The sequence below is a fragment of the Kribbella sp. NPDC000426 genome (assembly GCF_040300265.1).
Classification (GTDB): domain Bacteria; phylum Actinomycetota; class Actinomycetes; order Propionibacteriales; family Kribbellaceae; genus Kribbella.
In genome coordinates, this window is record NZ_JBEPDK010000009.1 from 328060 (window position 1) to 341012 (window position 12953).

Here is a 12953-nt window from a genome sequence, read left to right on the forward strand (position 1 = left end):
GTCGTACCGGCGACCTATTTCTTGTCAGTTACCCAGAGATGGATCGTGCCCTCGACGACGACCGTGCCGTCGTCCCGCGTCGCCTTCACCCGCACCGGCACCTCCGGCCCCGCCGTCCACAGCTCCGGATCGGTCTCGGCCGAACAGGTCAGGTCGGACGTCGACTTGGCGAGGTACGAAACCTCCATCCCCTTCGGCAGCCACCGCTTCCCGGCCGGGATCGTCGCCTCCGCCAACGCCCCCATCGCCGCCTCCAACCCGTTGCACACGGCAATCGCATGCACGGTCCCGATGTGGTTCAGCACCGCCCGGCGCTTGGGCAACGTCAACGCCGCAAAGTTAGGACTCACCTGCACGAACCGCGGCCGCACCGACCGGAAGTACGGCGCCTTCCAGGTGAACCCCCAGGAGAACACCCGCTCCCCACCCGGCACCCCACGCAACCGCTCCCACAACCCCAACACCTGACTCGCCATACCCGCATGTTACCCACGAGTCACATATCCCGTGAAGGTCATGCACCGGTCTGTCAGCTAGGGAACCGGGAACTCGCTCGGAGGGCCCTCGCCGGTCTCGCCATCGAACGCCTCGCGGAGCAGGTCGGCGTGGCCGGTATGGCGGGCGTACTCCTCGATGAGATCGCTGATCAGCCGCCGCAGACTCATCCCGCCTTCCGGCGCATAGTCGAGCCCTGACTCAGCTAGCAGGCCGGCAAGCGTCTCGCGAGACCGATGCACCGCACGCACCCAAAGGTCGCGGAGCTCGTCGGGATCGTCATCCTTAGCCGACTCCCAAGCCCATGTCTCCCACGTCGACTCAGGGTCAATCTCTCCGAACTCAGGCAGCAACGGCGCACCGGCCAGGTCGCCCTGAAACTTCGTCTCCTCACAAAGCGCCAGGTGCTTCAGAAGCCCACCAAGCGTGATCGCCGACCGCCCCAGCCGCAGTTGAAGCCCGTTCGAGTCCACGCCCCAGCACTTCCACGCGAACGTACGACGATTGCGTTCCAGCGTGAGGAGCGCAGTCTGCAGCTCATCCCCGCGCAGGAAAATCCCGACATCCCACTCCGGCGGACGCCCAGCCGTAAACCCAGGCGCACCCGTCAACCCCGAAGACCGAGCCGTATCCGTATCCATCCCCGCAGCGTAAAACCACAACCGGACAATCCTCTTCCGGAATCCCCACCCAACCTCCCCACTACCGCCAGATTCGTGGGATTTAGACGATTCAATTGGGGGTGGTTAGACTTCGGGGGACGGTGGCCGCGGGTGGATGGGGAGTGATGGGGACGCCCAGCATCAAGGAGGTTGCGCGGCGGGCCGGGGTTTCGGTGGGGACTGTCAGCAACTTCTTGAATCGGCCGGGGATCGTGGCTCCGGATACCCGGCAGCGGGTGCAGGACAGCATCGACGCGCTGGGGTTCGTGCGGAACGAGGCGGCGCGGCATCTGCGGGCCGGGAAGAGCCGGACCGTCGGGCTGGTGGTGCTTGATGTCGCGAACCCGTTCTTCACCGATCTGGCCGAGGGCGCCGAGGCGCTGGCGTACGAGCACGACACCCTCGTCATGCTCTGCAACAGCAAGACCGACCCGGTGCGCGAAGGCCACCACCTCGATCAACTCGAGCAGCAGCGCGTCCTCGGCATCCTGATCACGCCCTTCGACAGCAGCGATCCGCGGCTCACGGCGCTGGTCGAGCGCGGTACGCCGGTGGTCCTCGTCGACCGTGCCGCCGACCGCGGGCTGTGCTCGGTGTCTGTCGACGACCATCTCGGCGGACGTCTCGCCGGGAACCATCTGATCGAGGCCGGGCATCGCCGGATCGCCTTCATCGGTGGGCCTTTCACGATGCAGCAGGTGTCCGATCGCAAGGCCGGCATCACCGCGATCGTTGCCGAGTCCAACGATATCGACCTGCAGTACTACGAGGTCGACGTGATGGGCGTGGTCGAGGGACGCGCGATCGGCGAGCGCATCGCCGCGATGCCTGTTCGCTCGCGCCCGACCGCGGCGTTCCTCGCCAACGACCTGCTCGCGCTGGGATTCCTCCAGGCGATGGCGGTCGCCGGACTCCGGGTGCCGCGCGACATGGCGATCGTCGGGTACGACGACATCGACTTCGCCCGCGCTGCCGCCGTACCGCTGTCATCGGTACGCCAGCCGGCCGAGTTGCTCGGGCGATCCGCGATGGAGCTGTTGCAGGAGGAGGTCGAGGCGGCGGACCGGCATCGTCACCGCCAGGTCATCTTCCAGCCGGACCTGATCGTCCGCGAGTCGAGCGACTTCAAACGCCGGCGCTGATGTACGAGAATCCGCTCGCCGCACCGGCCGACCTCGACGGGTTCAACCTCGAGGGTTCCGGCGCGATGTCGTTCCCGCTCGGGCGGTTGCGGTTGGAGAGTTCGAGGCCGGCCGGCGACGGGCAGGACGCGAACATCGTGCTCTGGTGCCCGGAGGACTTCCCGCGAGATATCACCGTCGAGTGGGACTTCTGGCCGATCCGCGAGCCCGGCCTGTGCATCCTGTTCTTCCACGCGCGGGGTCGCCGCGGCGAGGACCTGTTCGAGCTCCAGCCGCGCACCGGCCCGTACGACCAGTACCACCACGGCGACCTCGACACGTACCACGTCTCGTACTTCCGCCGCCGGTGGCCGGCCGAGCGTGCCTTCCACACCTGCAATCTGCGCAAGAGCCACGGATTCCACCTGGTCGCGCAGGGCGCGGACCCGATCCCGGATGTGCCGGACGCCGACGGCCCGTACCACCTGAAGCTCACTGTGCACGAAGGCACGATCACGTTCGCGATCAACGACCTGGTGAGCTTCAGCTGGTACGACGAAACCCCGCTTCCCGGCGGCAAACTCGGCTTCCGCCAGATGGCCCCGATGATCGCCGAGTACGCCAACCTGCGCATCTCGCACTCCTGAGCAGTCCCCGACCAGTCCCTGACCGGGCCCGGACCAGTGCTTGACCGGTCCCTGACAAACGCTTTCCGAGGCGTTGACGTTGAGACGATTCAACTATATGGTCACATCACTTTTCGCCCGAAGCAGCCCGAAACATCTAGGCAGGCGCCATGAGTGGCTGGTCCATCAAGCTCTACGACGCAACAGACGAGGTCGTCTGGGCGATCAAACTGAACGCCCTGTGGATCGTCTTCACCTTGCTCGGCGGTATCGCGCTGGGTATCGGCCCGGCCACGCTCACGGCATACTCACTGGCCAGACGCAGGTCTGCCGGTGAATCGTTTCACGCCTTGCCTGCCTTCCGTACCGCGTTCCGCCACGAGTTCCGCCGCGGCACGCTCGTCGTACTCCCGCTCGTCGCGCTCGCCGTCGTACTCGTCGGCAACTACCTGTACTTCGCCGCGCTCGGCGCCGCACTCCCCCGGCTGGCGAGTCTCGCGGCGCTGGTCGCGCTCGGGCTGATCGCCGCCTACGCGCTGCCGATGACCGTGCACTACGACCTCGGCATCCGCACGTTGTTGCCCAAGGCATCGTTGGTCGCGCTCGCGCGGCCGGCGTCGTCGCTGGTCCTGCTGTTCGTCGCGCTGTCCATCGCCTACGTGTCGGCCAAGTTCCCGGTGTTCGGGTTCGTGGTGGCCGGCGGCGCCTGGATCCAGCTCGACACCTGGCTCTGCCTGCGCTTCTTCGCCGAGAACGAAGCGCGCCTGCATCTGAAAGGGAACCGATGACCATCTTCTCCACACGGCGCATCGCCGTCGCAGTCGCCGCATCGACTGCACTGCTCGCCGCGTCCGCCTGTTCCGGCGGCGGCGACGACAAGGGAGGCCAGGCCTCGAGCAACGAGCTGACAGTGATGGCGCCGCTGTTCGGCACCGCGCCGGACGCGAACGGCGAGCTCCAGCAGGCGGTCGAGAAACTGATCGGCAAGAAACTCAAGATCACCTGGGTGCCGAACGCGGAGTACGGCGACAAGTCGAACGTCACGCTCGCGTCGGACAAGATCCCGGACGTGATGGTGGCGAACGAGAAGAGCCCCTCGTTCGTGAAGGCGGCCGAGGCCGGCGCGTTCTGGGACCTGACCGGCAAGCTCGACAAGTACCCGAACCTGAAGCCGGCCGACGAGCAGACCGCGAAGAACTCGCAGACCAACGGCAAGACGTACGGCATCTACCGGGTCCGGCCGCTGCTGCGCTCCGGCATCGTGATCCGCAAGGACTGGCTGGCGAAGCTCGGTCTCAAGGAGCCGCAGACCGTTGAGGACCTCTACAACGTCGCGAAGGCGTTCACCGAGCGTGACCCGGACGGCGACGGCAAGAAGGACACCTACGGCCTGATCATCCCGAAGTGGCCGGGCAACTACGCGAGCGCCAGCCCGTACGACGTGGTCGAGACCTGGTTCGGCGCCCCGAACGGATGGGGTGAGCGCGACGGCAAGCTCGTCCCGGGCTTCGACACCCCAGAGTTCCTGGCCGCCAACGAATGGCTGCGCAAGTGGGTCAAGGAAGGCCTGATCAACCCGGACTTCGCCACCCTGGACAGCGCGAACTGGAACGACCCGTTCGTGCAGGGCAAGGGCGGCATGATCATCGACGTGAACGTGCGGGCGACCCAGCTGCTCGATCTGTTCAAGGAGAAGAACCCGAAGGACTTCGACAAGGTCACGCTGGTCGGCAACCTGAAGGGTCCGGACGGCGAGAAGCACTCGTATCCGTTCACCGGCTACAACATGGTGATCGCGATCTCCAAGCAGCACATCCGCACCGAGGACCAGCTCGACGAGGTGCTGAAGACGCTGGACAAGCTCGAGTCCAAGGAGGGATCGATCCTGCTCACCAACGGGATCGAGGGCCGCAACTTCAAGGCCGACGGGCAGTACGCCGTACCGATCAACTCCGACGACCCGAAGGTCAAGGCGATCCAGAACGACGTCGACAAGGGCTTCATCCAGCTCGGCACCCGCGCGTCGGTCGGGCTCGGCGCCTACGCGCTGCGGCCGAACGACGAGGCCAGCCGGAAGATGCGGGAGAAGTTCGACGTGCTGATGAACGAGGACCTGAAGACCGCCGTCTTCAACCCGGCGCTCAGCATCATCGCGCCGACCGCGGTGGCGAAGGGCCAGACACTCGACACGATCATCCCGGACGCCCGGATCAAGTACCTGTCCGGCGCGATCACCGAGGACCAGCTGAAGGCGCAGATCAAACGCTGGTACGACGGCGGCGGCACGCAGATCGTCAAGGAAGTCAACGACCTCGCCAAGGCCGGCGGCTGATCAACGGGGGGACAGACATGGCCACCGATCTGGTGCCAGAGGTGGTGCAGCCTGCCGCGGGGTCGTCGCGGCAGGCGCCCGCCCCGAAGCGCAAACGCCGTACCCGCGGTCAGCCGCTGTGGCGGGACCTGCTCCGCTACCGCTGGTTGTACCTGTTGCTGCTGCCCGGGCTCGCGTACTTCGTGGTGTTCAAGTACCTGCCGATGTACGGCCTGACGATCGCGTTCAAGGACTACGTGCCGTTCCTCGGGTACTCCGGGAGCGAGTGGGTCGGGCTGAAGCACTTCCACGAGCTGTTCACCGGGCCGGACTTCGGGCGGTTGATGTTCAACACTCTGCTGCTCGCATTGTTGACAATCCTCTTCGTCTTCCCGGCGCCGATCATCGTCGCCCTGCTGCTGAACGAGCTGCGGGTCAACGTGCTGAAGCGGTCGGTGCAGTCGCTTGTCTACATTCCACATTTCCTATCGTGGACAATCGTCGCTTCGCTGACGTACCTGCTGTTCTCGGTGGACTTCGGCGTGATCGCGAACTGGATCCACAGCATCCTCGGCGGGCAGAAGACCGACTACGTGGCGCAGGCCGAGTGGTTCCGGCCGCTGATCGTGCTGCAGTTGCTGTGGAAGCAGACCGGCTGGGGCACGATCATCTACCTGGCCGCGTTGGCCGGCGTGGACTCGCAGCTGTACGAGGCGGCAAGAGTCGACGGCGCCGGCCGGTGGCGGCAGTTCTGGCACATCACGCTGCCGGCGATCCGGCCGACGATCGTGGTGATGGCGATCCTGACGTCCGGGCATCTGATGGACTCCGGGTTCGAGCAGATCTGGCTGATGACCACCTCGCTGAACCGCGATGTCGCGGACGTGTTCGACACGTTCGTCTACTACATCGGCATCACCCAGGGCGCCTTCAGCTACGCGACCGCGGTCGGCCTGTTCAAGGGCGTGGTCGGCGTGATCCTGATCTTCGGCTCGAACTTCCTGGCCAAGCGCCTCGGCCAGCGCGGATTGTTCTGAGGGGGTACCGATGAAGCAAGGAGTGCGGTACTACGACTCGGTCGGCAGCCGCGTTTTCGATGTGCTGAACGTGGTCTTCCTCAGCGGGCTGGCGATCGTCACGGTGCTCCCGTTGGTCTACGTGCTCGCCGGGTCGTTCGCGACCGAGTCGGAGATCAGTTCGCGGCCGTTCTTCCTGTGGCCGAAGCGATTCGTCACCGACACGTACCAGTACATCTTCTCGACCGACACGTTCGTCCGGGCGTTGCTGACCACGATCGGCGTGACCGCGGTCGGCACCGTCGTCCAGCTCCTGCTCACGCTGACGATGGCGTACCCGCTGGCGAAGCGGTTCCTGCCGGGGCGGGCGCTCGTGCTGAACCTGGTGATCTTCACGCTGGTGTTCAGCGGCGGCATGATCCCGACGTACCTGGTGGTGCGCGATCTCGGGCTGCTCGACAGCTACTGGGCCCTGATCCTGCCGCTGGCGATCAACCCGTTCTACCTGATCGTGGTGAAGAGCTTCTTCCAGGAACTGCCGGAGGCGCTCGAGGAGGCGGCCCGGATCGACGGATGCAACGAGCTGAACGTGTTCCTGCGCATCGTGCTGCCGTTGTCGAAGCCGATCATCGCGACGTTCTCGCTCTTCTACGCAGTCGGGATCTGGAACGACTACATGTCGCCGTTGCTGTACATCGACGACAACAAGAAATGGACGTTGCAGATGATCGTCCGCCAACTCACCGCGGCCAACGCGGACTCGGCGAACGTACTGCAGCAATTGGAGACGGTGACCTTTCCGGAGCAGGGTCTGAAGTTCGCGGTCGTGGTGGTCGCGACGCTGCCGATCCTGTTCTTCTACCCCTTCCTGCAGAAGCATTTCGCCAAGGGCGTCCTGATAGGGTCGGTGAAGGAATGACCACGCTGCAATGGCTCGAAACCCCTTGTAGACAAGGCACCTCCTGGGGAGTTCCATGGCCCCGCGGTACCGTTGCCGAGGGCACTGATTTCGCGCTGGCGGACGGTACGCCGGTGCAGAGTTGGACGACCGCGACCTGGCCGGACGGCTCGGTCAAGTGGTCCGCCCACGCGATCGGCCCGGCCGAGCGGCCGGAGGCGTCGTACGAACTGGTTGTCGGTGAGTCGACGCAGCCCAGTCGCCCGGTGCAGGTTGAGCAGGCCGACGGCGAAGTTCGCGTGTCGACGGGCGAGATCACGTGGGTACTGAAGCCGCCGGGGTTGATTGCCTCGATCAACTACGGCGGGCAGGAGACCGTCCGCGACGTCCGCCTGATCAGCCTGCGCCAGGACACCCCGGATGACGATCTGCAGCATTGTCGACAACAGACCACGGCGATTGTTGACAATCTTGTTGTCGAGCAGGACGGCCCCGTGCGCGCGGTCGTCAGGCTGGACGGCAAGCACGGCGACTGGCTGCCGTTCTCGGTGCGGCTCTACTTCTACGCGGGCGCAGCCGACGTACGGATCGTGCACAGCTTCATCTGGGACGGCGACCCGGACCGCGACTTCCTGGCCGGCCTGGGGCTCGCCGCCGACGTGGTGATGCGCGACGAGCCCCACAACCGGCACATCCGCCTGGCCGGTCCGGCCGGCTTCCTGACCGAGGCAGTCCGCGGGCTGACAGGTCTACGCCGCGATCCGGGCGAAGCGGTCAGACAAGCCCAAGTAGCTGGTCGCGCCATCCAGGAGATCCCCAACCCGGAGGTGGCCGACCGGCTGCGCCTCATCCCGCAGTGGAACGACTACACCCTCGACCAGAGCAGCGCCGACGGCTTCACCCTGCGCAAACGCACCGGTCCGGGCCAGGGCTGGGTCACCATCCCGTCCGGGACCAGAGCGCCCGGCTACGGGTACGTCGGCGGCGTCAGCGGCGGACTGGGATTCGGACTCCGCGACTTCTGGAAGCTGCACCCGACACGGCTCGACATCCGAAACGCAGCCACCGACCTCGCCACCGCCACCGTGTGGATGTGGTCGCCCAGCGCACCGGCGATGGACGTGCGCTACTGGCACGACGGCATGGACCAGGACACGTACCCCGAACAACTCGAAGGGCTCGAAGTCACCTATGAGGACTACGAGCCAGGCTTCGGCAACGCTCAAGGCGTCGCCCGCACACACGAGCTCAGCCTGCGCGTCCACGACACCACACCATCAGCAGACGAACTGACAGAACACGTCGCGCTGCTGGACTCCCCCGGTCTGCTGACTGTCTCCCCCGCCAGGATGCTGGAGGCAGGCGTCTTCGGCACCTGGAGTCTGCCCACCGCCGACCACCAGGACATCGAGGCCCGGCTGAACTTCCTCTTCCAGTACTACGTCGGCCAGCGCGAGCAACGACGCTGGTACGGCTTCTGGGACTACGGCGACGTCATGCACACCTACGACCGCGACCGGCACACGTGGCGGTACGACGTCGGCGGGTACGCGTGGGACAACTCGGAGCTGTCACCGGATCTCTGGCTCTGGTACCAGTACCTGCGCACCGGCCGGGCGGACGTGTTCCGGTTCGCGGAGGCGATGACACGGCACACCGGCGAGGTCGACGTACATCATCTGGGCCGCTGGAAGGGGCTCGGGTCGCGGCACAACGTGCAGCACTGGGGCTGCAGCTGCAAGCAGGTGCGGATCTCCAGCGCGATCTACCGGCGCTTCTACTACTACCTGACCGCGGACGAGCGGACCGGTGACCTGCTGGACGAGCTGGCCACCATCGACGAGGCGTTCCTCAGAGTCGATCCACAGCGCAAGGTCCGGCCCGATGTCTACTCCCCCGACCCACATGCGCTCTCGATCGAACTGGGTGTGGACTGGGGCGCGCTCGCGGCGGCCTGGCTGACGAGGTGGGAGCGGCACGGCGACGAGCGGGCGCGGGCGCGGCTGGTCGGAACGATGACCGACATCGCGGCGCTGCACTTCGGATTCCTGACCGGCAATGCGCGGTTCGACCTGTCCACCGGCCGGTTCGACACCAGTCGGCGCGGTATCGCGGTCTCGCACCTGTCCTCGCTGTTCGGCCTGCCCGAGATCTGTTCGGAGCTGATCGACCTGGACCTCGACGTACCCGGGTTCGAGAAGGCATGGCTCGACTACTGCCGGCTGTACCTGCTGACGCCCGAGGAGCAGACCGCGGAGGTCGGGCAACCCCTGCAGGGCATCTCACTCGTGCAGGCTCACAGCAGGCTGGCGGCGTACGCCGCGGCGCGCACCGGCGACACTGAGCTGGCCCGTCTCGCGTGGCGGAAGTTCTTCGTGGACGAGGGCGATCAGCTCAACCGGAACGCGATGCAGCGTGAGGCGGAATGGTGGACAACCGCGGTCCACGGGGCCCTGATGCCGGTCGACGAGGCGGCGTTCATCAGCACGAACGGCGCCGCGCAGTACGCGCTCGCAGCCATGCAGAACCTCGCGCTGATCCCGGAACATCGCACGTAGCAGCAACTTTTCCGGTCTGGCGCGCATCTCCCTGGTATCTGTGCCGTCGTTGGGGGGAGAGCAGGATGCTGAAGAATCGGTCAGCTGTGGGTGCCATCGCACTGATGGCCTTCGTCGCAGGATGCGGCGGGCCTAAGGCTGCGAATGACGACGCGCTGGAGAGCACGCCGACGCCCACGCCGGCAGCAACGCCGACTTCCACAGCACCAACCACACCGACAGCAGTCCTCGAGAAGCCGTCGATCCCCGTGCCGACGGAGCAGAGTATCGCCGGTCTGTCGGCGGCCAAGATCCTCACCAAGACGCAGGCTGCCGCGAAGGCCGCCACCAGCGTCCGGATGAAGGGCGCCGTCTCCGACGGCAAGGAGCGGATGGTCCTCGACGTACGCGTCACCAAGACCGGCGGTCAGGGGTCGATCACGACCAGCGACGGCGGCATGTCGGTGATGGTGATCGGCAAGACGGCGTACCTGAAGATGAGCAACAAGTTCTGGCAGTCGCAGACCAAGTCGAAGGCCGAGGCGGACGCCATCGTCGGGCTGATCGCCGGCCGCTGGATCCGGACCACGATGAGCGACAAGGACCTCGGCAACTTCGCGCTGTTCGCCAGCAAGGCCGAGTTCTTCGACACGCTGTTCGAGCCCAGCGGCACGCTCAAGAAGACCGCGCCGAAGACCGTCGACGGCGTACCCTCGATCGGCCTCGGGGACGGTGACGGCACGCTCTGGGTCGACACCGCCACCGCGCGCCCGGTCCGGCTCGAGTCCGGCACCGACGCGCTCAGCTTCAGCGAGTACAACCAAGTCACAACACCGAAGGCCCCTCCGGCGACTCAGGTAATCGACGGAAAGGCCCTCGGCATGTAACCGGCACCACCCGACCCCGGCCACGCTCTCGTCGAAGCCGGCCGCGCGAGACGTCACTCGGCACACCGCCGAAGCGGCCCGCAGAACATCCGCCGCGCAGCGGCGCCCATTCCGGGTGACGGGCGTGAACTCCCGCCGGGCACGGTCGCGGCACAAGACGGCCCGCGCACCCGCCGAAGGCGGCTATAGAACAGCCGCCGCGCAGCGGCGACCTCTCCCGGCTGACGGGCGAGCCCCCTCCGGAGACGATCGCGCCAGAACACGGTCCGCCCCGCCGAAGGCGGCAACAGAACAGCCGCCGCGAAGCAGCGTCCTTTCCCGGGTGACGGGCGTGAACTCCCGCCGGGGACGGTCGCGCCAGACGACGGTCCGCGCAACCCGCCGAAGGCGGCAGTAGGACAGCCGCCGCGGAGCGGTGTCCTTTAGGCGCTGCGGGTCAGCCGACCTCGGCCATGATCTCGTCCGATACGTCGAAGTTGGCGTAGACGTTCTGTACGTCGTCGCTGTCCTCGAGCGCGTCGATCAGGCGGAAGATCTTCGCGGCGCCGTCGGCGTCGAGCTCGACCGTCATCGACGGGACGAACTGGACGTCGGCGGAGTCGTAGTCGATCCCGGCGTCCTGCAGGGCGGTCCGGGCCGCGACCAGGTCGGTGGCCTCGGTGACGACCTCCCAGGACTCGCCGAGGTCGTTGACCTCGTCGGCGCCGGCCTCGAGCACGGCCTCCATCACGTCGTCCTCGGACAGCGACTTCCCGTCCTGCTCCTTGGCGACGACGATGACGCCCTTGCGGTTGAACATGTACGCGACCGAGTTCGGGTCGGCGAGCGAGCCGCCGTTGCGGGTCATCGCCGTCCGGACGTCCGCGGCGGCCCGGTTCCGGTTGTCGGTCAGACACTCGACCAGCATCGCCACGCCGTTCGGGCCGTAGCCCTCGTACATGATCGTCTGGTACTCCGCGCCGCCGGCTTCCGCACCGGATCCGCGCTTGACGGCGCGGTCGATGTTGTCGTTCGGGACCGAGGACTTCTTCGCCTTCTGGATGGCGTCGTACAGGGTCGGGTTCCCGCCAGGGTCGCCGCCGCCCATCCGGGCGGCCACCTCGATGTTCTTGATCAACTTCGCGAAGAGCTTGCCGCGCTTCGCGTCGATGACGGCCTTCTTGTGCTTCGTGGTGGCCCACTTGGAGTGGCCTGACATGGCGAAACCAACCCTTCTACCTACAACAACGACTCAGTGGGCCCGGACCAGCTCGGCGAAGTAGCCGTGCAGCCGCGCGTCCCCGGTCATCTCCGGATGGAACGACGTGGCGAGCAGCCGGTCGTGGCGGACCGCGACGATCCTACCTGTGGCAGGGCCCGACCTCACCGTCGAGAGTACCTCTACGTCCGGTCCGACCCGCTCCACCCACGGTGCCCGGATGAATACGGCGTGGTACGGCGTGTCGAAGTCCGCTCCCAGACCGGGGAACTCGAGATCGGCCTCGAACGAGTCGACCTGCCGCCCGAACGCGTTCCGGCGGACCGTCACGTCGAGCCCGCCGAGCGTCTCCTGACCCTCGATCCCGCCGGTGATCCGGTCCGCGAGCATGATCATCCCGGCGCAGGTGCCGAACACCGGCATCCCGTCCGCGATCCGCTTCTGCAACGGCTCGAACAGCTCGAACGTCCGCGCCAGCTTGTACATGGTGGTCGACTCGCCGCCGGGCAGCACCATCGCGTCGACCTGCTCCAGCTCCGACGGACGCCGCACCGGGCGCGCCTCGACACCGACCTCGGTCAGCATCGCGAGGTGCTCGCGGACGTTGCCCTGCAGGGCGAACACGCCGATGGCCGTCATAGCGTCACCCTCCGTTGCCAGTTGAGCGTGACCTCGATCCGGCCCTCGTCGAAGACGGCGGGCAGGTCGTTGCGGTGCAGAAGCTCGAGTACGTCGTCCAGCAGCGGCTCGCCAGGGGCCACGTTGGCGGTGTCGGGATGCCAGAGCTTCAGCTCGAGCATGCCGAAGTCGACCGCGTGCCATACGTCGGTGTCGGTGAAGAACACCAGACCCTGCGGGCGATCCGCGGCCTCCAGCGCCGCCCGGGCTTCGTGGTGGTCCGCTGTGTACCGGACCACCACCACGCCCAGCTGTTCGAGCTCCGCGAGTACGGCGTCCAGCCGGTCCGGGTCGGTGCGCTCCGGCCAGCCGGCGGCGTCGGTGTTCAGGTCCATCACGGCCTCACCGATCAGCAGCGGGACCAGTGCGCCGGCGTCCATCGAGGGCGCGTCCTCCCGGACCGCCTCCGTCAGCGCGGCCGTGATGGCGGCGTGGTCGGCGTACCCGGACCGCACCAGGACGCGGGCGAGGCCACGCAGCTCCCGGGCGGTCCGTTCGTCCACCGACTGCAAGTTGCTTGTCAC

Annotated in this window: 13 protein-coding genes; 8 read left to right on the top strand and 5 right to left on the bottom strand. The window is 66.7% G+C overall.

Features of this window, described 5'->3' with window-relative positions; all coding sequences use genetic code 11:
- Positions 1-14 precede the first annotated feature (14 nt).
- Both ABT313_RS38575 and ABT313_RS38580 read right to left on the bottom strand, forming a co-directional pair.
- Positions 15-476 (bottom strand): hotdog fold domain-containing protein, encoded by a 462-nt coding sequence (locus ABT313_RS38575; protein ID WP_350864633.1) that lies wholly within the window; start codon positions 474-476, stop codon positions 15-17.
- A gap of 57 nt (positions 477-533) precedes the next feature.
- Complete coding sequence (locus tag ABT313_RS38580) at positions 534-1136, bottom strand: mycothiol transferase (protein WP_350864636.1); 603 nt, start codon at positions 1134-1136, stop codon at positions 534-536.
- A gap of 146 nt (positions 1137-1282) precedes the next feature.
- On the opposite strand from ABT313_RS38580, the gene ABT313_RS38585 reads away from it, so the two are divergent.
- The 8 genes from ABT313_RS38585 (at position 1283) to ABT313_RS38620 (ending at position 10553) form a co-directional block, all read left to right on the top strand.
- A complete protein-coding gene (locus ABT313_RS38585) occupies positions 1283-2299 on the top strand; it encodes a LacI family DNA-binding transcriptional regulator (protein WP_350864639.1) in 1017 nt (338 codons plus the stop codon).
- On the top strand, positions 2299-2925 hold the full coding sequence (locus tag ABT313_RS38590) for a DUF1961 family protein (RefSeq protein WP_350864642.1): 627 nt from the start codon (positions 2299-2301) through the stop codon (positions 2923-2925). The genes ABT313_RS38585 and ABT313_RS38590 overlap by 1 nt, the downstream gene beginning before the upstream one ends.
- 149 nt (positions 2926-3074) lie before the next feature.
- Complete coding sequence (locus ABT313_RS38595; RefSeq protein WP_350864645.1) at positions 3075-3692, top strand: YesL family protein; 618 nt, start codon at positions 3075-3077, stop codon at positions 3690-3692.
- Positions 3689-5236 (top strand): extracellular solute-binding protein, encoded by a 1548-nt coding sequence (locus tag ABT313_RS38600; protein WP_350864648.1) that lies wholly within the window; start codon positions 3689-3691, stop codon positions 5234-5236. The genes ABT313_RS38595 and ABT313_RS38600 overlap by 4 nt, the downstream gene beginning before the upstream one ends.
- Positions 5237-5253: 17 nt before the next feature.
- Positions 5254-6252 (top strand): ABC transporter permease, encoded by a 999-nt coding sequence (locus ABT313_RS38605; RefSeq protein WP_350864651.1) that lies wholly within the window; start codon positions 5254-5256, stop codon positions 6250-6252.
- A gap of 10 nt (positions 6253-6262) precedes the next feature.
- Positions 6263-7150 carry a carbohydrate ABC transporter permease gene (locus ABT313_RS38610; RefSeq protein WP_350864654.1) on the top strand — a complete coding sequence of 296 codons (888 nt, stop codon included), beginning with the start codon at positions 6263-6265 and terminating at the stop codon, positions 7148-7150.
- Entirely contained in the window at positions 7147-9687 is a 2541-nt protein-coding gene (locus ABT313_RS38615; protein WP_350864657.1) for an exo-rhamnogalacturonan lyase family protein, read from the top strand. The genes ABT313_RS38610 and ABT313_RS38615 overlap by 4 nt, the downstream gene beginning before the upstream one ends.
- Before the next feature lie 65 nt (positions 9688-9752).
- The gene (locus tag ABT313_RS38620; RefSeq protein ID WP_350864660.1) at positions 9753-10553 is read left to right on the top strand and encodes a hypothetical protein; all 801 of its coding nucleotides are present in this window, start codon (positions 9753-9755) and stop codon (positions 10551-10553) included.
- Between the two features lie 436 nt (positions 10554-10989).
- On the opposite strand, the gene ABT313_RS38625 is transcribed toward ABT313_RS38620, so the two are convergent.
- The 3 genes from ABT313_RS38625 to ABT313_RS38635 are packed head-to-tail and all read right to left on the bottom strand — an operon-like array spanning position 10990 to position 12953.
- Positions 10990-11751, bottom strand: coding sequence for a YebC/PmpR family DNA-binding transcriptional regulator (locus tag ABT313_RS38625; RefSeq protein ID WP_350864663.1), 762 nt, complete (start codon positions 11749-11751; stop codon positions 10990-10992).
- 33 nt (positions 11752-11784) lie between these two features.
- The gene (gene pdxT / locus ABT313_RS38630) at positions 11785-12390 is read right to left on the bottom strand and encodes a pyridoxal 5'-phosphate synthase glutaminase subunit PdxT (protein ID WP_350864667.1); all 606 of its coding nucleotides are present in this window, start codon (positions 12388-12390) and stop codon (positions 11785-11787) included.
- On the bottom strand, positions 12387-12953 hold the full coding sequence (locus tag ABT313_RS38635; protein ID WP_350864670.1) for a DUF6891 domain-containing protein: 567 nt from the start codon (positions 12951-12953) through the stop codon (positions 12387-12389). Before ABT313_RS38635 ends, pdxT begins: the two co-directional genes overlap by 4 nt.